Annotated in this window: 30 protein-coding genes; 23 read left to right on the forward strand and 7 right to left on the reverse strand. The window is 50.5% G+C overall.

The window, feature by feature from the left end; genetic code table 11:
* Positions 1 to 86: 86 nt before the first annotated feature.
* The 21 genes from HMPREF1534_RS02450 (at position 87) to HMPREF1534_RS02350 (ending at position 19,706) form a co-directional block, all read left to right on the forward strand.
* Positions 87 to 974: a toprim domain-containing protein gene (locus HMPREF1534_RS02450; RefSeq protein WP_004301350.1), complete on the forward strand. Its 888-nt coding sequence runs from the start codon at positions 87 to 89 to the stop codon at positions 972 to 974.
* Between the two features lie 244 nt (positions 975 to 1,218).
* A complete protein-coding gene (locus HMPREF1534_RS02445; RefSeq protein WP_018452175.1) occupies positions 1,219 to 1,665 on the forward strand; it encodes a hypothetical protein in 447 nt (148 codons plus the stop codon).
* 1 nt (position 1,666) lies between these two features.
* Positions 1,667 to 1,993, forward strand: coding sequence for a DUF4134 domain-containing protein (locus HMPREF1534_RS20095; protein WP_004301348.1), 327 nt, complete (start codon positions 1,667 to 1,669; stop codon positions 1,991 to 1,993).
* Positions 1,994 to 2,047: 54 nt separating this feature from the next.
* Positions 2,048 to 2,425, forward strand: a complete 378-nt coding sequence (locus tag HMPREF1534_RS02435) for a DUF4134 domain-containing protein (protein ID WP_004301347.1) — start codon at positions 2,048 to 2,050, stop codon at positions 2,423 to 2,425.
* Between the two features lie 15 nt (positions 2,426 to 2,440).
* Complete coding sequence (locus tag HMPREF1534_RS02430; protein ID WP_005944213.1) at positions 2,441 to 2,737, forward strand: hypothetical protein; 297 nt, start codon at positions 2,441 to 2,443, stop codon at positions 2,735 to 2,737.
* Positions 2,738 to 2,848: 111 nt separating this feature from the next.
* Positions 2,849 to 5,557 (forward strand): TraG/VirB4 family ATPase, encoded by a 2,709-nt coding sequence (locus HMPREF1534_RS02425; protein WP_005944216.1) that lies wholly within the window; start codon positions 2,849 to 2,851, stop codon positions 5,555 to 5,557.
* A gap of 11 nt (positions 5,558 to 5,568) precedes the next feature.
* Positions 5,569 to 8,115, forward strand: coding sequence for a coiled-coil domain-containing protein (locus HMPREF1534_RS02420; protein ID WP_004301344.1), 2,547 nt, complete (start codon positions 5,569 to 5,571; stop codon positions 8,113 to 8,115).
* Positions 8,112 to 8,837 (forward strand): hypothetical protein, encoded by a 726-nt coding sequence (locus HMPREF1534_RS02415; RefSeq protein WP_004301343.1) that lies wholly within the window; start codon positions 8,112 to 8,114, stop codon positions 8,835 to 8,837. The genes HMPREF1534_RS02420 and HMPREF1534_RS02415 overlap by 4 nt, the downstream gene beginning before the upstream one ends.
* A gap of 18 nt (positions 8,838 to 8,855) precedes the next feature.
* A complete protein-coding gene (locus HMPREF1534_RS02410; protein ID WP_004301342.1) occupies positions 8,856 to 9,623 on the forward strand; it encodes a DUF5045 domain-containing protein in 768 nt (255 codons plus the stop codon).
* Between the two features lie 12 nt (positions 9,624 to 9,635).
* Positions 9,636 to 10,769 carry a hypothetical protein gene (locus tag HMPREF1534_RS02405; RefSeq protein ID WP_004301341.1) on the forward strand — a complete coding sequence of 378 codons (1,134 nt, stop codon included), beginning with the start codon at positions 9,636 to 9,638 and terminating at the stop codon, positions 10,767 to 10,769.
* 41 nt (positions 10,770 to 10,810) lie between these two features.
* Positions 10,811 to 11,206, forward strand: coding sequence for a hypothetical protein (locus tag HMPREF1534_RS02400; RefSeq protein ID WP_004301340.1), 396 nt, complete (start codon positions 10,811 to 10,813; stop codon positions 11,204 to 11,206).
* Positions 11,207 to 11,209: 3 nt separating this feature from the next.
* Positions 11,210 to 11,824, forward strand: coding sequence for a conjugative transposon protein TraK (gene traK / locus HMPREF1534_RS02395; RefSeq protein ID WP_004301339.1), 615 nt, complete (start codon positions 11,210 to 11,212; stop codon positions 11,822 to 11,824).
* Positions 11,825 to 11,836: 12 nt separating this feature from the next.
* A complete protein-coding gene (locus tag HMPREF1534_RS02390; protein WP_004301338.1) occupies positions 11,837 to 12,217 on the forward strand; it encodes a hypothetical protein in 381 nt (126 codons plus the stop codon).
* A gap of 10 nt (positions 12,218 to 12,227) precedes the next feature.
* Complete coding sequence (locus HMPREF1534_RS02385) at positions 12,228 to 12,710, forward strand: DNA N-6-adenine-methyltransferase (RefSeq protein ID WP_005944225.1); 483 nt, start codon at positions 12,228 to 12,230, stop codon at positions 12,708 to 12,710.
* A 7-nt stretch (positions 12,711 to 12,717) separates the two neighbouring features.
* Positions 12,718 to 13,869, forward strand: coding sequence for a conjugative transposon protein TraM (gene traM, locus HMPREF1534_RS02380; RefSeq protein WP_018452180.1), 1,152 nt, complete (start codon positions 12,718 to 12,720; stop codon positions 13,867 to 13,869).
* A gap of 11 nt (positions 13,870 to 13,880) precedes the next feature.
* Positions 13,881 to 14,684: a DNA-methyltransferase gene (locus HMPREF1534_RS02375; RefSeq protein ID WP_004301335.1), complete on the forward strand. Its 804-nt coding sequence runs from the start codon at positions 13,881 to 13,883 to the stop codon at positions 14,682 to 14,684.
* Between the two features lie 28 nt (positions 14,685 to 14,712).
* Positions 14,713 to 15,564: a conjugative transposon protein TraN gene (gene traN / locus HMPREF1534_RS02370; RefSeq protein ID WP_005944228.1), complete on the forward strand. Its 852-nt coding sequence runs from the start codon at positions 14,713 to 14,715 to the stop codon at positions 15,562 to 15,564.
* On the forward strand, positions 15,561 to 16,085 hold the full coding sequence (locus HMPREF1534_RS02365; RefSeq protein WP_004301333.1) for a hypothetical protein: 525 nt from the start codon (positions 15,561 to 15,563) through the stop codon (positions 16,083 to 16,085). Before traN ends, HMPREF1534_RS02365 begins: the two co-directional genes overlap by 4 nt.
* A gap of 26 nt (positions 16,086 to 16,111) precedes the next feature.
* On the forward strand, positions 16,112 to 16,768 hold the full coding sequence (locus HMPREF1534_RS02360; RefSeq protein ID WP_004301332.1) for a hypothetical protein: 657 nt from the start codon (positions 16,112 to 16,114) through the stop codon (positions 16,766 to 16,768).
* A 13-nt stretch (positions 16,769 to 16,781) separates the two neighbouring features.
* On the forward strand, positions 16,782 to 17,516 hold the full coding sequence (locus HMPREF1534_RS02355) for a DNA-directed RNA polymerase subunit alpha C-terminal domain-containing protein (protein WP_005944229.1): 735 nt from the start codon (positions 16,782 to 16,784) through the stop codon (positions 17,514 to 17,516).
* Between the two features lie 3 nt (positions 17,517 to 17,519).
* On the forward strand, positions 17,520 to 19,706 hold the full coding sequence (locus HMPREF1534_RS02350) for a type IV secretory system conjugative DNA transfer family protein (RefSeq protein WP_004301330.1): 2,187 nt from the start codon (positions 17,520 to 17,522) through the stop codon (positions 19,704 to 19,706).
* Between the two features lie 107 nt (positions 19,707 to 19,813).
* Here HMPREF1534_RS02350 and HMPREF1534_RS02345 read toward each other — a convergent pair whose 3' ends face one another.
* A complete protein-coding gene (locus tag HMPREF1534_RS02345) occupies positions 19,814 to 21,028 on the reverse strand; it encodes a PDDEXK nuclease domain-containing protein (RefSeq protein ID WP_004301329.1) in 1,215 nt (404 codons plus the stop codon).
* A 55-nt stretch (positions 21,029 to 21,083) separates the two neighbouring features.
* Between HMPREF1534_RS02345 and HMPREF1534_RS02340 the strand changes: the two genes are divergently transcribed.
* Positions 21,084 to 21,371 (forward strand): putative DNA binding domain-containing protein, encoded by a 288-nt coding sequence (locus HMPREF1534_RS02340; RefSeq protein ID WP_004301328.1) that lies wholly within the window; start codon positions 21,084 to 21,086, stop codon positions 21,369 to 21,371.
* Positions 21,372 to 21,460: 89 nt separating this feature from the next.
* Positions 21,461 to 21,580 (forward strand): hypothetical protein, encoded by a 120-nt coding sequence (locus HMPREF1534_RS21285; protein WP_018452185.1) that lies wholly within the window; start codon positions 21,461 to 21,463, stop codon positions 21,578 to 21,580.
* 89 nt (positions 21,581 to 21,669) lie between these two features.
* Here the strand turns inward: HMPREF1534_RS21285 and HMPREF1534_RS02335 are convergent, their stop codons facing one another.
* From HMPREF1534_RS02335 to HMPREF1534_RS02310, 6 genes are all read right to left on the reverse strand, one after another.
* Entirely contained in the window at positions 21,670 to 22,044 is a 375-nt protein-coding gene (locus tag HMPREF1534_RS02335; protein ID WP_004301326.1) for a hypothetical protein, read from the reverse strand.
* A gap of 33 nt (positions 22,045 to 22,077) precedes the next feature.
* Positions 22,078 to 22,350, reverse strand: a complete 273-nt coding sequence (locus HMPREF1534_RS02330; protein WP_004301325.1) for a hypothetical protein — start codon at positions 22,348 to 22,350, stop codon at positions 22,078 to 22,080.
* A gap of 7 nt (positions 22,351 to 22,357) precedes the next feature.
* Positions 22,358 to 22,633 carry a hypothetical protein gene (locus HMPREF1534_RS02325; protein ID WP_005944231.1) on the reverse strand — a complete coding sequence of 92 codons (276 nt, stop codon included), beginning with the start codon at positions 22,631 to 22,633 and terminating at the stop codon, positions 22,358 to 22,360.
* A gap of 444 nt (positions 22,634 to 23,077) precedes the next feature.
* Positions 23,078 to 24,805 (reverse strand): ParB/RepB/Spo0J family partition protein, encoded by a 1,728-nt coding sequence (locus tag HMPREF1534_RS02320; protein WP_005944233.1) that lies wholly within the window; start codon positions 24,803 to 24,805, stop codon positions 23,078 to 23,080.
* 430 nt (positions 24,806 to 25,235) lie between these two features.
* Positions 25,236 to 25,490 (reverse strand): hypothetical protein, encoded by a 255-nt coding sequence (locus HMPREF1534_RS02315; protein ID WP_005944234.1) that lies wholly within the window; start codon positions 25,488 to 25,490, stop codon positions 25,236 to 25,238.
* A gap of 7 nt (positions 25,491 to 25,497) precedes the next feature.
* The gene (locus HMPREF1534_RS02310) at positions 25,498 to 26,253 is read right to left on the reverse strand and encodes a ParA family protein (protein WP_005944236.1); all 756 of its coding nucleotides are present in this window, start codon (positions 26,251 to 26,253) and stop codon (positions 25,498 to 25,500) included.
* Between the last annotated feature and the right edge of the window lie 148 nt (positions 26,254 to 26,401).

Below are 26,401 nucleotides of genomic sequence, written 5' to 3' on the forward strand. Positions count from 1 at the left end.
TATGATTTAGTTTACTTTAGTATTTATATATATAGGAAAAAACTAAACTAAACCATTTTCGTGAAACCAAGTGAAAGAAAAAAGACATGACCATAGCAGAAGCAAAACAAGTGCGTATCGTGGATTTTCTGGCACGTCTCGGTCACCATACGCAGCACATAAAATCGGGACAATACTGGTATCTCTCACCGTTACGGAACGAGCGTACCCCGTCGTTCAAAGTGAATGACCGCATCAATGAATGGTACGATTTCGGCGAGGCGACCGGTGGCGACCTGGTGGAACTGGCAAAATACATTTGCCGGACGGACTGCGTGAGCGAGGCCCTGGCGTATATAGAGAGGCTTGTGAATGGCGCATCACTACCGAGAACCCGTATGCTGACCGCTCCACCCCGACCGGTGGAGGCTGAAATGAAAGACGTGATCGTGATTCCACTCCGTCATCACGCCCTGTTCTCTTACCTCCAATCCCGGCTTATCGACGCGGACATCAGCCGTATGTATTGCAAGGAGGTGCATTACGAACTGCGAGGCCGTCATTACTTCGCTCTCGCATTCGGCAATATATCAGGCGGTTACGAGGTGCGAAACGCCTATTACAAGGGATGCCTGAATAACAAGGACATCTCATTGATAAGACATCTGACAGAAGAGACACAGGAAAACGTCTGTGTCTTCGAGGGATTCATGGATTTTCTTTCTTATATGACACTGAAACTGGCAGGCGACCGGACGGTCTGTCTTGCCATACCATGCGACTACCTCGTGATGAACTCGGTAAACAATTTGAAAAAGACGCTGGCACGTTTACAGGAGTATTCGGACATTCACTGTTATCTCGACAATGACCTTGCCGGGCAGAGAACCACAGAGACCATTGCCGGGATGTATGGCGGACGTGTCAGCGATGAATCTTGCCACTATGCGGAATACAAAGACCTGAACGACTACCTGCGCGGAAAGAAACGCTGATATTCAATGTTCTCTTTTGCCACCTAAAGCTCTCCACCACGAGAGCTTTTTTTATGCCCCGATTTCTCCATTTCCCACCATAGAGACTGCAATATAGTACGATTTAATAGTTCGATTTTTGAAACTTACACAAATCTCATTAACGAAACAGATGTTTAATGCTCAATTATTTTATGGTTTTATATTTCGTGCGTTTCTTTGCAAAATCATACTAATACGAATTTTTAATATTCATACTAAATACATGAACTCATATTTCATTTTTGCCATTGTCCTGACGGTTGCCTACATCATTTACTACGCCGTCATCATAGCGCATGACCTCTACGGGAAAAAGGGGACGGACAAACCGGACGAGGAAGTTTTCGACCTCGGCGCACCGGAAGAGGAAGAGAGTGTGGCTGTCACGGAAAGCGAGAGCGGCTTCAGTATCGGTAGCGAGAACTACGAGACGGAAAGTACGGCTACCTCTTCCGAAACATCCCCTGAGGAGGACATCAAGGACAAACCGGGAACGGCGCAGGAGAAACTGGAACGGCTGAAGGCCGAGGCGGAGGAACAGATGGAAGAGACCACGCCTTACCTGTCGGACGCACGCACGTCGGAGGAGATGTACAAGGCTATGATTTCCAAGGGACGGTTAGACAACCGACCGGAAATAAAGTGGAACCCAATTCAAGACCGGTTGTGAGATGTCGAAAGCTAAAAAGATTCTATGTGCGCTGTGCCTCCCGTTCCCCTACACGGCTTTTGCCAAAAGCGGCAGCGTGAACTATAGCTGGGGAGCGGACGCGTTGGCCACGATGCACGACTTCGTGGTGACGATGATGCTCTATGTCCAGTATATCTGTTGCACCATAGCCGGGGTTTACGTCATCGTGTCCGTTTGTCAGATATACATCAAGATGAACACGGGCGAGGACGGCATCACCAAGTCGATAATGACGCTTGTCGGCGCGTGCCTGTTCCTGATCGGGGCATTCTATGTTTTCCCGGCTTTCTTCGGCTACCGCATATAACCTTACTTGTATCAGGTCGCAGACAAATAAAATATTCACTAAAAAAGTAAACGTATGTTTCAGAAAACCAAACAGCTGTGCCGCAAGGCATTCGGATTCGTCAACGGAATCCCTACCAAAGTAATGATGTTCTCCTTCATGCTGCTGTCCGGCATGGTGGCGAAAGCGCAGAACTCCGCAGGCGACTATTCCGCCGGTACGAGCGCATTATCCACTGTCGCCGATGAGATTGCCAAGTATGTGCCTATTATGGTGAAATTGTGCTACGCCATTGCCGGCGTTGTGGCCATCGTGGGTGCAATCTCGGTATATATCGCCATGAACAACGAGGAGCAGGACGTCAAGAAGAAGATTATGATGGTCGTGGGAGCATGTATCTTCCTCATTGCGGCGGCCAAGGCGTTGCCTCTGTTCTTCGGTATTGCCGCTTAAACATCAAGGATAAGTATGAAAAGCAAGGACGAACGCTATCCGGACTATCCGCTGTTCAAGGGACTGCAACGGCCTCTTGAGTTTTTGGGCATCCAAGGCCGGTACATATATTGGGCGGCGGTGACGACGTGCGGAGCCATTGTCGGCTTTGTCGCCGCCTACTGCCTGCTCGGTTTCATTGCCGGGCTTGTCGTGCTGGCTACCGTCGTATCGGTCGGTATCGTGCTCATCCTTCTCAAACAGCGGAAAGGACTGCATAGCAAGAAGGTCGCTCCGGGTGTGTATGTGTATGCCCACTCGCGCAAGATCTGACGAAAGAAAAACCATCACGGCAATGTGCATGGCTTTATTGATTGTTGAACGCGGGCGGGTTTGTCTTGAAGCAAGGCGAACCTGCCCCTATTTAATTACACGTATATCGAAATGACCCTATACATCATTTTATGTTTTGTCGCTTTGTGCGCGGGTATGGCCTTGTCGGTCTATGCGTTCGGTACGGGCGGCAAGCGCAAGCGAATCTTTCAGGACATCTATTTCTCAGCGGAGGAAACGGACGGTGTGGGTGTGCTGTACACCAAGACCGGCGAATATTCCGCCGTACTTAAGATAGAGAATCCGGTACAGAAATATTCGGCGGACATAGATAGCTACTACGACTTCACGCACCTGTTCACCGCCCTTGCGCAGACCTTAGGCGAAGGGTACGCCATCCACAAGCAGGATATCTTCGTCAGGAAACAGTTTGCAAGCGAACCGGCTGACGGGCAGGAGTTCCTGTCGGCGTCGTATTTCCGCTACTTCAAAGGGCGTCCCTACACGGACAGCCTTTGCTACCTGACCATCACGCAGGAGGCGAAAAAGAGCCGCCTGTTCTCGTTCGACAACAAGAAGTGGCGCGATTTCCTCGTGAAAATCCGCAAGGTGCATGACCAACTGCATGACAGCGGCGTACAGGCCAGGTTCCTGAACAAAGCCGAGGCGAGCGAGTATGTCGACCGCTACTTCGCCATGAACTTCAAAGACCGCACCGTGTCGATGACGAACTTCAAGGCGGACGATGAAACGGTGTCGATGGGCGACAAACGCTGCAAGGTGTACAGCCTTGTGGACGTGGACTGTGCCGCACTGCCCTCGATGATACGTCCGTACACGAACATCGAGGTGAACAACACGGAAATGCCGGTCGATCTGGCTTCGGTGGTGGACAACATACCGGACGCCGAGACGGTGGTCTATAACCAAGTCATCTTCCTACCCAACCAAAAACGGGAACTGGCGATGCTCGACAAAAAGAAGAACCGCCACGCGAGTATTCCGAACCCGAACAACCAGATGGCGGTCGAGGACATCAAGCGTGTGCAGGAGGTCATTGCCCGTGAAAGCAAGCAACTGGTATATACGCACTTCAACATGGTGGTAGCCGTATCTGCCGGTGCAGACCTGCAAAAGTGTACGAACCACTTGGAAAACGCATTCGGGCGCATGGGCATCCATATCAGCAAGCGGGCGTACAACCAACTGGAACTGTTCGTCGGTTCGTTTCCGGGCAACTGCTACACGCTCAATGAGGAATACGACCGTTTCCTGACCCTTTCCGATGCGGCGATGTGCCTGATGTACAAGGAGCGCGTGCTGCACAGCGAGGAAACACCGCTGAAGATTTACTACACCGACCGTCAGGGTGTGCCGGTGGCTATTGACATCACGGGAAAAGAGGGAAAGAACAAGCTGACGGACAACTCGAATTTCTTTTGTCTGGGGCCTTCTGGGAGTGGCAAGAGCTTTCATATCAACTCGGTCGTGCGCCAGCTCCATGAGCAGGGAACGGATGTGGTCATGGTCGATACGGGAAACTCATACGAGGGACTGTGCGAGTATCTGGGCGGCAAGTATATCAGCTATACCGAAGAACGGCCTATCACGATGAATCCGTTTCGCATCAACCGGGAGGAATACAACATCGAGAAGATAGACTTCCTCAAGAACCTTATCCTGATGATTTGGAAAGGGTCGGACAGCCAAATCCCCGAAATTGAGTTCCGCATTGTCGAGCAGATAATCATAGACTACTATGATGCCTATTTCAACGGATTTACAAGATACACCGACGAGCAACGGGAGGTACTGCTGAAAAACCTGTTTGCGGCGGCCAGCCGAAAGAACCCAAACAAACCACCCAGAGAGGTGGATGAGATGGTGCGCAAACAGATAGAGGTGCTTGAGGCACGGCGGGCGGCCCTCAAAGTGACGGAGCTGAGTTTCAACTCATTCTTTGACTACTCATTCGACCGTCTGGAGCAGATCTGCACCGAAAACGACATCACGACAATCAGCTACTCGACCTATTCGACCATGCTGCAGCCGTTCTACAAGGGCGGTGCGTATGAGAAAATTCTCAACGAGACAGTGGATTCGGCACTGTTTGACGAGACATTCATTGTCTTTGAAGTGGATGCAATCAAGGAAAATAAGAAACTGTTTCCCATTGTCACACTGATTATCATGGACGTGTTCCTGCAGAAAATGCGCATCAAGAAGAACCGTAAAGTCCTTGTCATCGAGGAAGCGTGGAAGGCCATTGCCAGCCCGCTCATGGCGGAATACATCAAGTTCATGTACAAGACCGCCCGTAAATTTTGGGCTTCTGTTGGCGTGGTGACGCAGGAGATACAGGACATCATCGGCAGCGAAATCGTGAAGGAGGCCATCATCAACAACTCGGACGTGGTGATGCTGCTGGATCAAAGCAAGTTCAAGGAACGCTTTGACGAAATCCGAAAGATTCTTGGTCTGACCGAGGTGGATTGCAAGAAGATATTTACCATCAACCGCTTGGAGAACAAGGATGGGCGCAGCTTCTTCCGCGAAGTGTTCATCCGCCGGGGGACGACCAGCGGCGTGTATGGCGTGGAAGAGCCGCACGAGTGCTACATGACCTACACGACCGAACGGGCGGAAAAGGAGGCACTGAAGCTTTACAAGAAGGAACTTCGGTGCAGCCACCAGGAAGCTATCGAGGCATATTGCCGGGACTGGGATGCCAGCGGTATCGGGAAGTCCCTGCCTTTTGCACAAAAAGTAAACGAGACGGGGCGTGTGCTCAACCTCCGTCCCGTGTATGAATCCAAATAAGCATTGCAGCCATGAAACGACTACTCCTTATCCTGACCATCGCCTCGGTCGCACTCTGCCAGACGGTTCACGCCCAGTATTACAGCGTGAACTACGACACCCGTACCGTTGCGGCGATGGTGGCCGCCTTCGGTACGGAAGCGGTCGCCGAAGGGTACTACCGGGAGCAGGTCGATGACATCCTCAAGCACTACACGGCAGCGGAGGTCGCTACCGCCGGGATATTCGCGGCCAAGTTCTTGGAGCATAAAGCCCTGAGCGACCTCGGCATCTGGAACAGCCGCACGGAGAACTACTACTACCGGCGCATCTACCGGATGGTGGCGGAGAAAATCATGCCCAAGATATGGGTGGTGGCGAAGCAGATGCTCCATTCGCCGCAAACGGCTATCTATTGGGGCAGTTACCTGATGAAAGTCTGCGACGATACCAAAAGTCTGTGTATGCAGTTCGAGAGCGTGGTGACCAACAGCACGCTGACCTTTTCGGACATCGCCTTTCTCGAAATCAATCCGGAGATTGCCCCCTTGCTAAAGCTCTCCGAAACGGGAAACATCGACTGGCAGCGGATGATGGACAACTTCGCCCACATACCGGGCAACTTCACGCACGAGAACCTGAAAAGCGACCTCGACAACCTTTATAACACGGGTGTCGGCCTTGCAACGGCAGGCATTGCCAATCTCGGTGACGCCCTGTTGCAAAGCAGCTCGTTCCATGACCTGATGGGCGGAAAGGTTGAAGAAATCGGCAACCTGTATGAACACTACGGGAGTCTATTCGAGCAGGCGGAACATGACATCGGCGGCTTGCTGATTGACATGGTGGGTGGTCCGGACAACGTGGCCGGTCTGTTCAACTTCAGCAACTACAACCTCACGGCATGGATGACCGACTACCTGGACGAAGCGATGGGGAACTATTACACGCAGCGGTGGTACATTGCCCGGCGTGACCAAGGGAGCGTATCGCTGTGCGACTACTATCCTCCGACGGACGACAACAGCATCCTGAACGGGGGCGCATGGGTGCGGTTCAACACGAGCGACCCGAATTTCTATCCCAACGCCTCGCAACGGGAACAGGTACTTGCCAACTCGGAAGGATATGCCGGTTGGTCAAGAAACCGCGTGCAGCAGTTGAACAACCAGAACGACGGGTTCAGCTACAGCATCAACTATTGGATGAGTGCCTATATCATCAGCAAGAAAAACAAGCAGACCAAAAAGGCATACGCATACGAAATCCATGTGAGCAAAAGCTGGAATAAGGAAGAAGTTGTCTATGAGGAAGTCTTCGATTCCTACTCGATGGACTTGAATACGTTTCGGGCGCAACTGAATGTCCGACTTGCGGAGTTCAACGAAAACGAGGACGGCTACACCTATTATATATCTTCCGGTACGCGGAACTATTACCAAGCAACGGACGCCGCCAAATTGAAGGGATGCGAGAGCGTGACCATCAGCGTGACCTGTTCCGACGGGGTTACGCTCGGACAGGGCTCGACACAATACAAGTGCCGTAAATGCGGCAGCTCGTTGAATGCCCACACCAAGGAGTGCGCCATGCAGACCTCGGTGACGGAAAACAACCTCGACCTTTCGGAACTGGATGCGCTGTTGAACGAGGCAAACAGCCAAGCGGCCAATCTTGAAGCGCAAATCGGGACATTGGAAAACGAGAACGCTGTCCTGCTGAAGAAAATCAGTACGGCGAGCATTGAGGATGCGGCGGCTTACCGACAGCAGTATAATGCAAACAAGACACGGATAGACCGTCTGAAAGGCGAACTCGCGGAGTGGAAGAAGAAACAGTCCGACTATGCTCAGGCGAAGTCGGAAGCCGCAGACGACAACAGCGTAGCGACGGATGACTATTACCGCATTCCAGCTATCATGCAAGACTGCAAGGCTGCCTACGGCCTGACATGGCAGGACGGCGGATCGTGGAACGGCTATTCGTATGTGCGCAAGGCGACAATGCCGAACATCAACGGCATCATCACATTCAAGGCTACGGTCTCGATTGCCCGCAAGCCGAAATATTTTCTCGGCATCAAGATTCACCGTGCCATCATCCAAATCCAATGGGAACTGACCTCGGTCTATACGGACACGCACGTCGCCGATGTGCTGACACTCGATCCGGGGCTTTCGGATGCGGAGAAAACCAAATTAGTGAACGACCGCATCGCCGAAATCGCCCGTGAACACCCGTCCTGCAAAATCACGACGGAATACGCCCGCAGCACACCGCTGGAGGAAACTCCGTCCGGCGACGTGTACCATCTGCTGTGGTCGAGCGACCGCCTCGAAATCGCGAGGGAGGTGGACAGCAGAATCACAAGGATATACGCCGACTTGGTATCGCTGGAAAAGATGATGCACTACAAGCGGAGCATCCTTGACGTGATGAAGGATGTGTTGCCCGGACTGGACACGGACGAAGGCCGCAGGCTGACGCTCGTGGAGGAATGCCATGACCGCTGGGTGGAGAGCGCACGGACGTTTCGGAACGATGGCGGCAGAAACGGCGGAAAGGAGGTGCGGCCATGAAACGCATTTTACGGATAGCCGCATTGCTGCTCTTCCTGCTGCCCGGTATCGCCAAGGCGCAGTGGACTTTCGATATAGTCTCCGTCGAAGCCTACATCAACGACCACAAGAAGCAGCGCAGCCTGTTGTTGGCCCGCAGTACCTTGGAGTACAGCAACAAACTGTTGCACGAATACAGCTGTAAGGAAGTCGGGGGCTATAAAGAGCTGAATATCGACCTTGACCGGTACACCCGTGCGTTCGATGTCATCGACGTCATGTACCAGTCGTTGCGCACGGTGCTGAACGTCAAGAATACCTACACATCGGTCAGCGACCGTATCGGCGACTATAAATCATTGTTGGAGGATTTCAATGCGAAGATATTGAAACGGGGACGCATCGAATCCGCAGATACCCTGATTATCTCCATCAATGCGAGGGGGCTGAGGGCGATTGCCCGTGAGGGGGAACAGCTCTACAAGTCCGTGAGCGACCTCGTGCTGTATGCCACCGGAGCGGCAGCCTGCTCGACCTCCGACCTGCTGATGGTGTTGGAGGCCATCAACCGCTCATTGGACAACATCGAGCGGCATCTGAACCGTGCGTATTTCGAGACATGGCGGTATATACAGGTGCGTATCGGCTATTGGAAGGCAAAGGTATATCGCTCCCGCACCATGCGGGAGATTCTCGATGACGCCTTCGGGCGTTGGCGCGGAGCCGGAAGACTGGATTATTAACGACAAAAAGAGAAGAATATGAACAGAAAACTATTACTCATGGCGGTGGCGGTCACCGTAACGACAGCCGTACACGCACAGTATGTAACGTACAACCATGATTCGCCGAAGCAGAATCAGGTAACGGTCATGGAGACCGGTACGGGCGCACTCTCGCCCGACCTCTATTATTCCGTGCTGCACAACAAATACAAGAAGTCGGCAGCGGCCAAAAACAAGCTCTCGTTCCGCACGCTTGCCGGTATCAATCTCTACAACCAGGTGGACGAAGCGGAAGCCATTGATTCGGCCTTGGTCAAGCGGGCGAAGGTCGAGGCGTTGAACGTTGCCGACCGGCAGGTGGACATCGCATGGCTTGCCGAGGGCGATAAGGTCAGCGGACAGATGGAGCGGTTCCGGCGCAACATCGACCGTATTCTCCTGTCCGGTGGCACTCCGGCCGACAAGGAACGGTGGACGGAATACTACCACGTCTATCAGTGTGCCATCAAAGCCACGAAAGACGCCTATATGCCCAATGCCCAGCGAAAGAAGGAGTATCTGCGCATTTACGAGGATGTGGCACGGCAGAACGAGATTTTAGTGGGCTACCTTGCCAAGCGTCAGAACGCAACGGTGACGAATGCACTGCTGAACGCAACGGACAACCGTACCCTGCATAAAGGCGGTATTGTCCGCAATGCCATGAGCCGGTGGCAGGAATCACGCCTTGCGGTGCGTGGTTCGCAATCGGGCAGCAACGGAAACGGCGAAGATGACAACGAGAGTGTAAACAGAGGGAAATAAAAAGACAGGGCTATGGCAAACGGAGATATACTTTCGGATTTCGGCATCAACCTGTTGGAGGAGGAAATAGATGATGTCATCTTTCAGACCAACGAGTTTCTGACTGACGCGACTTTTACCGGTGCGCAGGGACCTTTTTGGTGGATATTGCAGATGTGCATGGCACTCGCGGCACTGTTCTCCATCGTCATGGCGGCAGGTATCGCCTACAAGATGATGGTAAAGCACGAGCCGTTGGACGTGATGAAGCTGTTTAGGCCGCTTGCCGTGTCGATTATCATCTGCTGGTGGTATCCGCCTGCGGACACGGGTATGGCGGGGAGCCGGAACAACTGGTGTTTTCTCGATTTCCTGTCCTACATCCCTAACTGCATAGGTTCGTACACCCATGACCTGTATGAAGCCGAAGCTTCACAGATATCGGACAGGTTCGAGGAAGTTCAGCAGCTCATCCATGTGCGTGACACGATGTACACGAACCTGCAGGCACAGGCGGATGTCGCCCACACAGGCACATCCGATCCCAATCTGATAGAGGCGACAATGGAGCAGACCGGTGTGGACGAAGTGACGAACATGGAAAAGGATGCGGCGAAGTTGTGGTTCACGTCTTTGACGGCAGGTGTCATCGTGGGGATAGACAAAATTATCATGCTGATTGCCCTCGTGGTGTTCCGAATCGGTTGGTGGGCTACGATTTACTGCCAACAAATCCTGTTGGGAATGCTGACGATTTTCGGGCCGATACAGTGGGCGTTCAGCATCCTGCCAAAATGGGAAGGTGCTTGGGCGAAGTGGCTGACACGCTATCTGACGGTGCATTTCTACGGGGCGATGCTCTACTTCGTGGGCTTCTACGTGCTGCTGCTCTTTGACATTGTATTGTGCATCCAAATCGAGAACCTGACGGCGATAACCGCCAGCGAGCAGACGATGGCCGCCTACCTGCAGAACTCGTTCTTCTCGGCGGGCTACCTGATGGCGGCTTCGATTGTAGCTCTCAAGTGCCTGAACCTTGTTCCGGACTTGGCGGCATGGATGATACCGGAGGGCGACACGGCATTCTCTACCCGAAACTTCGGCGAGGGCGTGGCACAGCAGGCGAAGATGACGGCAACCGGAGGGTTGGGCGGCATCATGAGATAATCCGCAAAAGATAATATAAACCCAATAAAAATCATAACAACATGAAATTGCAAGAGAAAATCAAAAGCTGGTGCAAGGATGAGAAATTTATGTCCTTTGCACAGGAACGAGCGAGAAAAGAGGTTTGCGAGGTGGCGGAGAACCACCGCATCGACCCGCAGTATGAAGAACTGGACGAAGCCTTCGAGTACGACGACCGGTACATCGCCCCCTTAGTGACGTACCTAACGTACAAGCTGCGTCTTGCCCTGCTGCAGCGGAACGCTGGTAAGCGCAAAAGAGGAATCTGGTGGGTGCTTGTCCATGTGGAGATGCAGGGCTATTACGTGGAGATATTCTCGGCGGAGTTCGAGAATCTTTTGACGGAACTTCGGGATGCGGTCATACCCATGCTGCACACGGAATATGTACAGATGTTGAACGGTAAAAGGGAATAACCGATGGTCATCAAGAATTTGGAAAACAAAATCAGACTGGTGGGCATCATCTGTACCGCTTTTCTCGTGGGATGTGTCATCATCAGCTTGTCAAGCATCTGGACAGCCCGGACGATGGTCTCGGATGCGCAGAAGAAGGTGTATGTGCTGGACGGCAACGTGCCTATCCTCGTGAATCGCACGACAATGGACGAAACGCTTGATGTGGAAGCCAAAAGCCATGTGGAGATGTTTCATCATTATTTTTTCACGTTACCGCCGGATGACAAATATATCCGCTATACGATGGAAAAAGCGATGTATTTAGTCGATGAGACGGGGTTGGCACAATACAACACGCTCAAGGAAAAGGGTTTCTACTCCAACATTTTGGGTACGAGTTCGGTGTTCTCCATCTATTGCGACAGCGTGGCTTTCAACAAGGAGAAGATGGAGTTCACCTACTACGGACGGCAGCGCATCGAGCGACGGAGCAATATCCTGATGCGTGAACTGGTGACGGCAGGACAGCTCAAGCGTGTACCCCGAACAGAGAACAATCCGCATGGGCTGCTTATCGTGAACTGGCGTACCCTGCTGAACAAGGACATCGAACAGAAAACGAAGATCAACTACTAAACAACGGAGTTTATGAATATCAAGGGATTCAGGCGGATGCTCTTCGGTGAAAAGATGCCGGACAAGAACGATCCGAAATACAAAGACCGTTACGAGCGGGAGGTGTCCGCCGGACGAAAGTTCGCCCAAGCGACACGTATCGACAAGGCTGCCGCCAAGGTACAGGGATTCGCCAACGCGCACCGGATACTTTTTCTGGTCATCGTCTTCGGTTTCGCTATCGGAGGGTTCACTTGGAACATCTATCGCATTACGATGGCATACCGCAACAGCCGGCCGACACGCACGGCGACGGAAATGCAGGATTCGGTGCTGCGGGAAAGACACAAGAGGCTGCAAGGGGGTGAAATAAGGGAAAATCGGAACGAGAACAAGAAATATGAACCGCAATAAAGGAGTGCTTATGAATACACGATTTGAAAAATCAGTCCGCTCGTCGGACGAATGGTACACCCCGAAGGAGGTGCTGAAAGCGTTAGGCAGGTTCGACCTTGACCCTTGCGCCCCTGTCCGTCCGTTGTGGCCGACCGCCGAGGTCATGTATGACCGGGACATGGACGGATTGTCCCTGAAATGGGAAGGGCGTGTATGGCTCAATCCTCCGTACTCGCGTCCCCTTATCGAACAGTTTGTCCGAAAGTTGGCGGAACACGGCAACGGCATCGCGCTGTTGTTCAACCGTTGCGATTCCAAAATGTTTCAGGACGTCATTTTCGAGAAAGCGACGGGCATGAAATTCCTGCGCCACCGCATCCGGTTTTACCGCCCGGACGGAACACGCGGCGATTCTCCCGGTTGCGGCAGCATCCTGATCGCATTCGGAGTGGAAAACGCAGAAGTGCTGAAAAACTGCAGCATTGAAGGCAAGTATGTACAACTCAATTAAAAGATGTATGATGAAGATATTTGATAAAATCAATTTCAGGGAGCCGAAGTATATGCTTCCGGCTGTCCTGTATATCCCGCTTCTGGTTGCATCGTACTTCATCTTCGACCTGTTTCAGACCGAAACGGCGGAGATTCCGGACAAGACGCTGCAGACAACGGAGTTTTTGAACCCCGATTTGCCGGATGCCCGGCTTAAAGGCGGTGACGGCATAGGCAGCAAGTACGAGAACATGGCCAAATCATGGGGTAAGATACAGGATTACTCCGCAGTGGATAACATAGAACGAGATGAACCCGATGACAACAAGGAAGAATATGAATCGCAATACACGGTGGACGACATCGCCCTGCTCGATGAGCAACAGCAGGAAAAGGCTGCGGCAGCGCAAATTGCCGATGCCAAGACGCGCGAGCAAGAAGCTCTCGCGGAACTGGAGAAAGCCCTTGCCGAAGCAAGGTTGAGAGGACGCAATGAGGTATTACCGGCGACCGATACGGACAGTACCGCATCGGCGCAACCCCCGACGGCAACCATAGAGGTTAAGGGAAAAATAGAGGAAGAGAGCCGTTCGGTAAAAGCCCCGTCAGAGAACGAACCGCCCAGCGAAGTGGTACGCAAGGTAAAGACGGCTTCGGATTACTTCAATACGCTTGCGGTCAATGCCCGTGAACCGAAACTGATAAAGGCCATTATCGACGAGGACATCAAAGCGGTGGACGGCTCGCGTGTGCGGTTGCGTCTGCTCGACGACGTGGAGATCAACGAGTGCGTGGTCAAACGAGGGTCGTATCTGTATGCCACCATGAGCGGCTTCTCGTCGGGGCGTGTGAAGGGGAACATCACCAGCATTCTCATCGAGGACGAACTGGTGAAGGTCAGCCTGTCCCTTTACGACACGGACGGCATGGAGGGGCTTTATGTACCGAACAGCCAGTTCCGGGAAACGAGCAAGGATGTGGCAAGCGGTGCGGTGTCGGGGAATCTGAACATGAATACCGGCAGTTACGGCAACAGTCTCTCGCAATGGGGAATGCAAGCCGCTACGAATGCCTACCAGAAAACGAGCAATGCCATCGGCAAAGCTATCAAAAAAAATAAGGTAAAGCTGAAATACGGCACTTTCGTCTATCTGGTGAACGGACGTGAGAAACAGTAAAAACGGAAGCCATGATAGAGATTGACAACATATATAATATGGACTGTATCGAGGGCATGAAGCTCATGGCGAACGGCAGTGTCGATGCCGTGATAGCGGATTTGCCTTACGGCGTGTTGAACCGTAGCAACAAGGCGGTACACTGGGACAGGCAGATACCGCTCGAAGCGTTGTGGGAACAGTACCGCAGGATCACCAAGCCGGGAAGCCCCGTTATCCTCTTTGCGCAGGGCATCTTCTCGGCGCGGCTCATGCTCTCGCAACCCCGGATGTGGCGGTATAACCTCGTGTGGCGGAAAGACCGGGTAACGGGTCACCTGAATGCCAACCGGATGCCGCTACGCCAGCATGAGGACATCATCGTGTTCTACGACCGTCAGCCGGTATATCATCCTCAGATGATGCCGTGTCCACCGGAACGGAAAAATCATGGACGGCGCAAGACGGACGGTTTCACGAACCGCTGTTACGGTGAAATGAAACTGGCTCCGGTGCGTGTTGCCGAAGACAAGTACCCGACCTCTGTCATTTCCATACCCAAGGAACACAAGACAGGAGCATTCTATCATCCGACACAGAAGCCGGTAGCCTTGATAGAGTACCTGATGCGCACCTATACCAACGAGGGCGATGTGGTGCTGGACAACTGCATCGGTTCGGGTACGACCGCCATTGCCGCCATCCGCACGGGACGGCATTACATCGGATTCGAGATTGAACCGACGTATTGCGAAATTGCCGGACGACGGATTCGGGAGGAACTGGAACGTGGTCATGGGATTAAAGAAAGCGAAATAAGGGAAATAAAGAAATAAAAAAATAAAAAATATCAACAGAAACGATATGAACAAGAAAATAATTATAACTGCATTTCTTCTGGCGGCAGGACTTTTTGCCACACGGAACGCACAGGCTCAGCGTACATACGAAGAGATGGAACGGCTGACTGTCAATGAACAGGTAACGACCGTCATCACAGCCTCGGAACCGGTCCGCTTCGTGGATATTTCCACAGACAAGGTGGCGGGCGACCAACCCATTGAGAACATCATCCGGTTAAAGCCCAAAGAGACGGGACACGAGGACGGTGAAGTGCTGGCCATCGTCACCATCGTAACGGAACGCTATCGCACGCAGTATGCACTCATCTACACCACGCGGATAAGCGAGGCGGTGGCAGACAAGGAAATTCAGCTACAGGAACGGGATGCCTACAACAATCCTACGGTCTCGATGTCCACAGCCGACATGGTGCGTTTTGCAAGACGGGTGTGGAACTCGCCCGCGAAAATCCGCAACGTGGCGACCAAGGCGCACCGAATGGTGATGCGCCTGAACAATATTTACTCGGTGGGCGACTACTTCTTCATCGACTTTTCCATCGAGAACAAAACGAACATCCGTTTCGACATCGACGAGATACGGGTGAAACTGTCGGACAAGAAACTTTCGAAGGCAACTAACGCGCAGACCATCGAGCTGACTCCTGCCCTGGTATTGGAACACGGCAAGACGTTCAAGCACGGCTACCGGAACGTGATTGTCGTGAAAAAGATGACCTTTCCGAACGACAAGCTGCTGACTATCGAAATGACGGAACAACAAATCAGCGGGCGCAATATCAGCCTGAACATCGACTACGAGGATGTGCTGTCGGCCGATTCATTTAACACCGCTTTATTGGAGGAGGAATGACGATGAAAAAGACGTTGAAAACAGTTTTGTTACTGATGCTTGTCTGCATAGGGTTTGCCACCAATGCCCATGCGCAACGCAACGGCGGCCGCCTCTCGCTCGGCGTGGGATTGCTGTATGAGAACGGCATGGACGTAACGCTTGCTTACGAGCATGAAATGAACTACCGTCATGCGTGGGAGTTCTTCGCCAACGGCTATCTGAAATGGACGGAATGTAAATCTTGCGGTCATATTTGTCCGGAATCCTTCTGGCGCAACTACCGCACTTATGGTTTCGGTGTGGCGTACAAACCTTGTGTGGTGCGTGGACGCAACCATTACGGCAACTTGCGTATCGGAGCTTCGGCAGGGAGCGACACGAACAAGTTTCTTGCCGGAATCCATGTGGGTTACGAGCACAATTATGAGCTGCGGTCGGGATGGACGCTGTACTGGCAGGTCAAGAGTGACATGATGATAAAAGGGGCGGATTTGCTGCGGACAGGTATCGTGCTGGGTGTAAAACTGCCGATAAAATAAAGGAAAAACAAAAAAACGGAAATGACATGATACGAAAGATTCAATGGATTGCAATGGTAGTGGCGGCGGTATTGTGCGCTGCCTGTGACGCCCATATCGACGTACCCGATACGGCGGTACGTCCGGGGCATATTCTCTGCGAGGACGGCACGGCATTGTCCTATGCGCAGTATGAACAATCGGGGAAGCGGGCAATAGCGGTTGTCTTTGATACCGAACGCCGTGAAGGAACGGAAGGGAACGGCTATGCGGTTTACCTGTGGGACATTGCTCCGGCGGCATTCGCCGACAGCCTCGGTGTCGCACAAGGGACGTCGGCCGACATCGGGGCATTGGACGGGAACATGAACACCTTTGCGCTGTACGACACAAGGGAGACGGCTTCGCCTATGGCGGAAGCGGTCTTTGACCTGTGGAGGTACGGACAGAGTGCCTATATCCCGTCGGTAGCACAGATGCGGTTGCTGTATGCTGTCCGGGAAACCGTCAATCCTGTCATTGAACGGTGCGGCGGTCATCCGTTGCCGTTGGATGAATACGATTGCTGGTACTGGACATCGACGGAAGTGTCCGGACAAGAGACGGCGAAAGCGTGGCTTTACTCGACAGGAAGCGGCGCGATGCAGGAGACACCTAAGACACAGGCGCATAAGCTGCGGCCTATAATTACCATGAACAAATAAAATGTGCAACGATATGAATATAGATATGCTTTTCTGTATAGTATTGATGGTATTGGGGGCTTTCCTCATATACTATCCCATCAAAGATGAATCACCTCGGCAAAAACTGAAAAAGCTCGCCGATTCTGTTGCGTCTGATAAAAAGGACATTGATTATCTGATTCAACGCTTCAGCTACCTTTTGGATAACATGGCGGCAGACAATGGGAAAGGTTCGGCTCTGAGATGCCAGATTGCCAAATTGGAGGAAGTTGTCAAGGAGTTGAACGGCAAACGCAAGGAACTTGAGTTAAACAACCGGTCGATGACGGATGTTAATGACGAATTGAAGCGAAGCAATGCCGAACTTTTAAGGAAGGCTTCTGAATTGCGTGATGAGATACAGCAACAGGAAATTAAAATCCAACAGCAGGAAGAATACATCAATTCTGTCCAGAGAGTCAAAGAAGGGCTTGAGATAGCCTTGGACAACATTCAGGCAGAAGAGGTGCATTATCTCTCACAGCCGATATTCAGCATGAAAATGACGCCTATAGTCAGAAGCAAACTCGAATCTCATGGGATATTGTATGTCGGCGACCTGATTCAGCTCAACGAGGAATATCTCATGGAAATCTGGGGTTTAGGACCGGTAGCACTTGAAAGAATAAAGACGAAACTGAACGAAAACGGTGTGTGGTTCGGTATGGATGTCATACGAATCAACGACCGTTGGTATCGTCGGAAACAAGAATTAACAACGGATTGATTCATGGAAGAGAGCAAAGAATTACAAGGGTTCTACAAGATATTCCGTGCGGTCATCTATATCTCCGTGCTGATGGAGTTCTTCGAGTATGCCATCGACCCTGCCATGCTCGACCACTGGGGTGGCATACTGATTGATATTCACGGGCGCATCAAGCAGTGGATGATTTACAATGACGGTAATCTTGTGTACAGCAAGATTGCGACGTTCCTGCTTATCTGCATCACCTGTATCGGTACGAGGAACAAGAAGCATCTGGAGTTCGATGCCCGGAGACAGGTGTTATATCCGCTAATCAGCGGACTGTTCCTGATTGTGTTCTCCGTGTGGTTGTACCATCATCCGATGGAAACGAGGCTCTACACGTTGCCACTAAATATCATCTTCTACATGGCGACCACGCTTGTCGGTGTGATATTGGTACATATCGCACTGGATAACATCTCGAAGTTCATCAAGGAGGGACTGGGTAAAGACCGGTTCAACTTTGAGAATGAAAGTTTCGAGCAGAGCGAAGAGAAGGTTGAGAACCAGTATAGCGTGAATATACCGATGCGGTACTATTACAAAGGTAAATTTCGCAAGGGATGGGTGTCGATAAGCAACTGTTTCAGAGGAACATGGGTAGTCGGAACTCCGGGCAGCGGTAAGACGTTCAGCATCATAGAACCGTTCATCCGCCAACATAGTGCCAAGGGCTTTGCGATGGTGGTCTATGACTACAAATTTCCGACACTTGCCACTAAACTTTACTATCATTACAAGAAAAACCAGAAGCTCGGAAAACTGCCCAAAGGGTGCAAGTTCAACATCATCAACTTCGTGGATGTGGAGTACAGCAAACGGGTGAACCCCATTCAGGCAAAGTACATCAATAATCTTGCGGCGGCGAGCGAAACGGCGGAAACCCTGTTGGAATCCCTGCAGAAAGGCAAGAAAGAGGGAGGCGGAGGCAGTGACCAGTTCTTTCAGACTTCTGCCGTGAACTTTCTTGCCGCCTGTATCTACTTTTTCGTGAACTACGAGCGGGAACCCTACGATGCAAACGGAAAGAAACTATATGCGGAGAAACGGCAAGATCCGCAGACGAAGTTCTGGAAGCCGACGGGTGTCGTTCGTGACCGTGAGGGTGGCAGCATCGTGGAACCTGCCTATTGGCTGGGAAAATACTCGGATATGCCGCATATCCTTTCATTTCTCAATGAGAGCTACCAGACTATTTTTGAGGTACTGGAGACGGACAACGAGGTCGCGCCGTTGCTCGGCCCGTTCCAGACGGCCTTCAAGAACAAGGCAATGGAACAATTAGAGGGTATGATTGGTACGCTGCGTGTCTATACCAGCCGTTTGGCCACCAAGGAATCCTACTGGATATTCCACAAGGATGGGGACGACTTCGACCTGAAAGTTAGTGACCCCAAGTCACCCAGTTATCTGCTGATAGCCAACGATCCGGAAATGGAAAGTATCATCGGAGCGTTGAACGCTCTGATATTGAACCGTCTCGTTACCCGTGTGAACACCGGGCAGGGGAAGAATATTCCGGTCAGCATCATCGTGGATGAGCTGCCGACACTGTATTTCCACAAGATAGACCGACTGATAGGTACGGCGAGAAGCAACAAGGTAAGCGTAACGCTGGGTTTTCAGGAGTTGCCGCAGTTGGAGGCTGACTACGGAAAAGTGGGAATGCAAAAAATCATCACGACAGTGGGCAACGTGGTAAGCGGTTCAGCTCGCGCAAAAGAGACACTGGAATGGTTGTCGAATGACATTTTCGGCAAGGTAGTACAGGTCAAAAAGGGCGTGACCATCGACCGGGATAAGACGAGCATCAATCTCAATGAGAATATGGACAGCCTTGTACCCGCCTCGAAAATTTCGGATATGGCGACGGGATGGATTTGCGGACAGACGGCCAGGGATTTCGTGAAGACGAAAACCGGTACAGGAGGCTCGATGAACATTCAGGAATCGGAAGAGTTCAAGACTACAAAGTTCTTCTGCAAGACGGATTTCGATATGAAGGAGATAAAAGCGGAGGAAGCGGCCTATGTACCGCTACCGAAGTTCTACACCTTTAAGTCGAGGGAGGAACGGGAACGCATCTTGTATAAAAATTTCATACAAGTCGGACAGGATGTAAAAGACATGATAACGGATGTACTGAACAAGCGTGGGGCGAAATAAATCAAAATCCCTGCAATAATCACGAAATTATTGCAGGGATTTTTATATTCAATTTCAGTTACCCAAAATCTTGTGGGCATAAAGCCGGTTTTACGGACGTAAATGAATTATCTGACAGTTTCCGATTTGGAATCGTTTTCCGATAGCAGATTTTGTAATTTGTCGATGTCCGGTAGAGTCTTGCGCAGATTCTCCGGCATTTCTTGGGCTGTGCGGTATGTCGCCACGCCCATAGGCTTATCATAGTCGCGCACCATGATTTCGACAAACTTGCGGTTGGCATCCTGGCATAGGACAATACCGATTGAAGGGTTCTCGTGCGGTTTCTTGTCGGTCATGTCATACACCGTCAGGTAGCCGCTAAGCTGTCCGAGATAATTCGGGCGGAACTTGCCCCGTTTCAACTCCACGATTACGCTGGCATTCAGTTCTCTGTTGAAGAATACAAGGTCAGCAAACATTTCTTCTCCGGCAACTATCAGGCGATGCTGACTGTCGATAAAAGTGAAGTCGTTTCCAAAACGGAGAATGAACTGCTTGATATTGGTTACGATTTGGTTTTCGATGACCTTTTCGTTCCAGTCCTGTTCGCGTTCTCCCACATTCTCCAGATTAACCATTTCGAGCATATACTCATCCTTGAACGCCAATATCGCTTTTACGGCATAAATGGCTTCGGGCAGCACTTGAAGGAAGTTGCTCGGCAAAGATCCGCGATTTGAATAGATGTCTTCTTTCAAGTAATTTTTGAGAGAGGATAGCGACCACGCATTTTGAGCGGCACAATGGATATAGAACAACCGTTCCGCGATGTCTTTTGAACGAGTCAGGATTTCAATATGATGTGAAAAGCTGATCTTGACAAAATCGTCCCAGGTAAATTCGGTATTGACCGGTTGCCCGATAAGTTGCAGCAGTAGATGCTCGTCAATATCCAATTCGCCCAACGCTGTTGGATGAATTAAAGCCGTACCCTTTTCCGACGAATGGTTTTCCAATTCGCCCAACACTGTTGGACGAATTAAAAACGTCCTCCATTCCTCATAGAATGAGCGCATCCGTTTCAACCCCGATTCAGAAAAGCCGTGCAGACCGGGCAACTCCCGTTGAAGGAGCTTTGATATGGTAGGCAATGCTTTAGTACCCCAACAGCCGATGCGGGAATTTTCAGACACGAATTTCCCCACTCCAAAATACAACGAGAGAGTTTCTTTGTTGACCGCAGCCGCACTTCTATACCGGCAGCGTTCGATGGCATGTTTGATTATCTCTACTGCCTCTGCATATTGTGTATAATCCGATGGGATAACCTGTTGTTCCATATACATACGTTTTTGTGCCGCAAAGGTACGAAAAATACGGGATATACAGGGCAGAATGCCAACATATTATAGTGCCGCGTGGGTCTTATTCGGTATTTTTAGCGTTCCGGTGTCTTGCACTCGCTTTGCTGCCAATCTACTCACTCAGATGTTCATGCGTCTGGGGCGTGCCGAGAAAGCTGGTAGCGGTGTGGATAAGATTGTGAGCGGTTGGCAGTCTTTGGGTTGGCCGCTTCCTACTGTAGCCGAGGAAACACGTCCGGACTATGTTGTGCTGACCTTGCAGTTAGGGATGAAAACCCGACAAGAAAACCCGCAAGAAAACCTCGCAAGCAGGATTTGAGAAAAGAGCAAATCTTGGAGTTCTGTGTTGAGCCGCAATACCTATCTGATATTTTGCAACATTTAGGATTGAAAGATAGGGAAAATCTTATGGAGGTCTATATCAATCCGATGATTGGTACAGGGGTATTGGAAATGACGGAGCCGGACAATCCCACAAGCCGTAACAACGGTAAAAGTGGAACAAGGACTTCAAAAGTGAGTTTATAATAGGATATTGCGGCTTGGACGCATCCAACCGCACACGAAAACACCGCCCACGTAGAAAAATGGGCGGTGTTATTCGGTCGCTCGCTTATTCAGGCTCGTGTACCGCTTAAAAGTACGGCAAGTTGCCGGTCGCAGAATTTGTCGTATTCCTCTTTGTCCGTACCGCTTTCGACGGCTCGGTCAATGACATCGCCCAACTCGTCGAAGCATACTTCCTCATTGACGCACTCCGCACCGTTCTCTTTCAGCAGATATACCTCATAATAATCGGAGCCGTTGAGTGCGATAACGACATTTCCGGCGTGCAACCGCCCGTTTACTTTAATCCGCAATGCCGGCAAATCCCGGAATACCGTAGCGACAAAATCGCCGATTCCCCACGACATAAGAATGGGCATGGGTGTAAGTGATACCAATTGTTCTTTGATGGTCTGTGCGATGTGCATTACATACTCTTTATCCATAACTTTGATTTTTAATATGATTATTGATTTATGTTAGTTGAACCATTCGGGGTTATCCTCTTTTAATTCCGTGATGAGTTCATCGTCCGGTAATTTGAGGGTTTTCGCATCGGTGAAAAAGAAAACCTCGTCATATATTTGTTCGGCTTCCTTACTTGCAAAACCTTCGTTTTCGTCCTCGAAACTGCCCGGATGAAGTGCATCGAGCAGAGCGGTAGAGCCGATAAGTAATTCTTCACCTTCGTTGGATTTCACGATACGGCAGATGTAGATATTGCCGTCAAATTGTAGTTCTTTCGTTTTCATACATCTGTTATCTTAATGGGATGTGTTTCCCGTGAGCCTTGAGGTATTCCATGATGCACTTCGCTTCCTCGTGCGATGCACGGTTGCGGTCGTCGTAGTTGCGTGTCTCGTCCGCCATGACCACGATACACTCTTTTACCAACCTGTAAAGGCTTTGCTGCAGTGTGGGGTGCATTTCGGGGATAGCGGCTGCAAACCGTTTGGGGTTGAAGCCGTAATCGTTCACTGCCCTTTCCCAGTCTTTGGCGAGCTGGTACTCCTTGCTTTCCTTGATGTTGTCCATAATCTTGAATTTTAATGATTTGTTTTTTTCTTCCCTCCGTTCGGTTCCTTTCTGTCGGAACCGCTTTGGGATTTTATGGATGCGGTACACGGTTGTCGGTACAGCTTCATACGGAAGGCTTTTCCTGCCAATTACTCTTTCTGAGGAAAGGAAGAATTTGCAGGAAATTCACTTTAAGCCGCCGGATCAAGCGCGACGGCCGACCTTTGCATCTGATAAAACCAAACCGGGGCTGACAGGGGACGAAGCCGGGGAAACGCTATAAAAGGGAAGTTGAAAATGGTAAAAAAGAGAGGAAACGGAAGCTATGAATGGAAGAAGGGCGGGTGGTGACGGGTTCGTCAGAAAGTTAGAAGAGGTACTTGGGTCCTTTGTCCGGAGCATACAAAAATGAATAGAGGGCGGATTTCTCCCTCCCCCTATCCGTTATGACAACAACATTTGTCAGGCAGCTATTTCTTCCGCTTGCGGTTCGGTCTGTGCTTCCGCTTCGGGTTGCGGTTCATCGGGTTGTTCCGCTTCCTGCGTGGCTTGTTCCTGCAAAGCGGCTTTCTTTTCCTCGATGCGTTGGTGTCGCTTTTCGTACACTTCATTATATCCGTCTTGGATATTGGCAAGTTCTTCGGGCATATGCTTTTGAGCGAAGTCAAGCAACAGGGAGGCTGTGGCGTTGTTACCGAATGCGTCCTTGAAATTGGCAATCAGATAATCCCTGCGGATAACGGCTTTCTGCTTGGCGGTAAGGTTCTCGATGATGCGCATTTTGTCCTCGCTCGTAAGGTAGTAATAAGAGCCTTTATCTTCAATTCCCACCTCATTGAAATGCTCTTTGCGGAGTGAGGAGAGCAGGAAGAAATACACCATTTTCTCCTCGTCCTGCCCAAATTTGCGCTCTGACATATCGACCTCTAAAATCCGCTTTTTGGTGTCTTCAACGGTCTTTTCGAGGGCAATCTCCTTGTTGCGTTTGTCCTGCTTTTCCAACTTCTCGATAGGTGAAAGCGGCATTTTGGTTGCCGTACCGTTTGCGGTTGTAGCGGTATTTGCAACATAGCACAGTGTAATGTCGTTGCTCTCAATACGGAGATAGAGGGAGATTTCTCCTGCTTCGCTTCGGGTGCGGATTGCTTCGCATTTCTCGGTGTAGCCGTTCAATTTCTGCTCGTAATCCTTTACTGCTTCCTCGTATTCCTCGGTGGTATCGTAATCCTCTTTTTGAGGAGCTTGGGGGCATTCGGGGTATTTCGTTGCATAGGTTTTAAGACTTTCCACCTCGTAGCCTATAGCGGTAAGTCGGTCGACGACGGCTTCATTGTAATTGTAGCTTTCGTGGCAGAGGGGAACGGCAGGGTGCTGTTCCATGAGCCGCATAGCCTTTTCGGTAAGGTGCGATGTGTTCATTTCCACAAGACAAGCACGGTTGGCGCAATTTCCGCAACTACCCTCACAGAATAACATCATGTTATTGGTATTGTGGGGACATGAAAGACAAAGGGTTTTGTCAAATGAATAGCGATTGAGGTCTGCGGTATATTGCCGTTCGATGCTCTGTGCCACCTCGGAGGCTTTCATGCCTCGCCAACTATTGTACTGCACCCCCTCTTTCAGATGTTGGTCGTACACCTCACGCTGTATCTCTTCCCCATAACGGCAGATTTCACTTGCCACGCTGATTGTGATTTCGTCCTGTTCCAACAGCACGGCGATTTCGGGTATCAAGGAAACGAATTTAAGTCGTGTACGGATATACGCTTCCGTCTTGCCGAACTGCACGGTCAAGGATTGGACATCGTGGCGACCGCTGTCTATGAGTTTTTGGTAGGCATTGGCTTCCTCAATCGGGGTAACATCCTTGCGATGCAGGTTCTCGGTGATTGCCATTTCCTCGGCTGTCTCGTCTGAAATTTCCATGACGGTAGCCGGAATTTCCGCCAATTCAGCCATGAGGGAAGCACGGTATCTGCGTTCTCCAAAGACAATCTCGAAACGGTTGTCCGCAATAGGGCGCACACCGATAGGCTGAAGCACTCCCTGCTGACGGATGCTCTCGGCAAGTTCCGCAAGGCTTGTCTCGTCAAAGTTCTTGCGTGGGTTGTAACTGCTCGACTGAATGTCTGCCAATGCTACCGATGTGATGTTCTTCTCTACTGCTTGAACTGCTGTTGTTGCCATAATCATAAAATTTAATTGGTTGATATTTGTTTTGTTATTTTTCCCTCTTTTCGGTTCTTTTTTCTGCCTGAACCGCTTGGGATTTACAGATGCTTCAAGGGACTGACGAACAAGCTATTTTCAACGCTTTTTCCGGAAAATTACTCTTTCACGGAAAGGAAGAATTTTACGAGAAATGCACTTCAAAGCGATGAAATCAAGCGCGGCAGTCCAAATTTGCGTCTGGAAAACCAACCGGCGATGGCAGGAACGAGACCGGACAAGCGGCAAGAGGAATGGATAGAAAGGGGAAATGCAGCATTGCAGCTATAAGAGGCGAATAGAGCAGGAGAACAGCCAGGGGTATAAACGGGAAAACCGCTACCTTGTGGACATGTGCCATAAGATAGCGGTATGGTATAAAAGTTGATTGGGCGGATTGCCGCCCCGGTTATTTCTCGTGCTTTTCCAAATACTCTTTCATCGCCTCGTTCACAATATTTCGGAGCGACATATTCTTCTTGATAGCGAGGTATTTCATCCGGGTATGAATACTCTTGTCGATAACAAAATTGCAATGCACGGCAGGTTCTTTTTCCGCTTTGACCGGTGCAGGCTCTTTCTTTTGCGTGGACTTCCCGGTGGATGACAGCAAGCCGTCCAGTCCGCTTCTCATGCCGTTTTTCAATGAATCACTTTTGCTCATATCGTCTTTACTTTAATTTCAACACTTCTTTTGCTAACTCCATGTAGTCCTTTGCCCCGTTGCTGTTCTTGTTGTATTCAAAGATGTTCAGACCCTTTATCGGAGCTTCGGCCAATGCCACATTGTCCCGGATGACGGTCTTGAACACTTTGTCGCAGAATGATTCGTTGATGAGTTCCGCAACACTCTTGTTGAGCGTCTTGCGCTTGTCAAACTGTGTGATGACAATTCCGCCGATGTTCAGATTCGGGTTCAAACGGGTTTTGACAATCTCGACCACATTTGTAATCTTCGCCATTCCGCGCATGGCGAGGAATTGCGCCTGTACCGGGATAATCAAGAAATCCGCAGATGTAAGTGCGTTGAGTGTCAGCAAACCCAGCGAGGGCGGACAGTCAATCAGGATATAGTCGAATTTACGGGTTTCAAGCAATTTTGCAATCAGCCCTTTCAGTATTAATTCCCGCCCCGGCTCATTGATAAGCTCGGATTCTGCCGCTGACAAATCAAGGCAGGACGGTACAACGGAAAGGCCATTATTTAACTCGAATACCGTTAACGGGTATTCACCTTTCATTGCTCCGTACACCGTCCGTTCCTCTTCGATGGAGAGACCGCAGGATTCCGTGAGGTTTGCCTGACCGTCCATGTCGATGAGCAGTACACGCTTTTTCTTCTGCTGCAATGCGGCAGCAAGATTGATGGTGGTGGTCGTCTTTCCGACACCGCCCTTGTGGTTCAAAACAGCGATTATCTTTGCCATAAATTCCTATCTTTATTTCTGATACAAAGATACTACTATTTTTAGTATTTACTATGATTAGTGTGTACTATTTTACTACTTTATTACATTTTAGTATCGTAGTATCTACTACTATACTAAAATACTGATTGACTAAATGTAGTGCATA

The sequence above is a fragment of the Phocaeicola massiliensis B84634 = Timone 84634 = DSM 17679 = JCM 13223 genome (assembly GCF_000382445.1).
Classification (GTDB): domain Bacteria; phylum Bacteroidota; class Bacteroidia; order Bacteroidales; family Bacteroidaceae; genus Phocaeicola; species Phocaeicola massiliensis.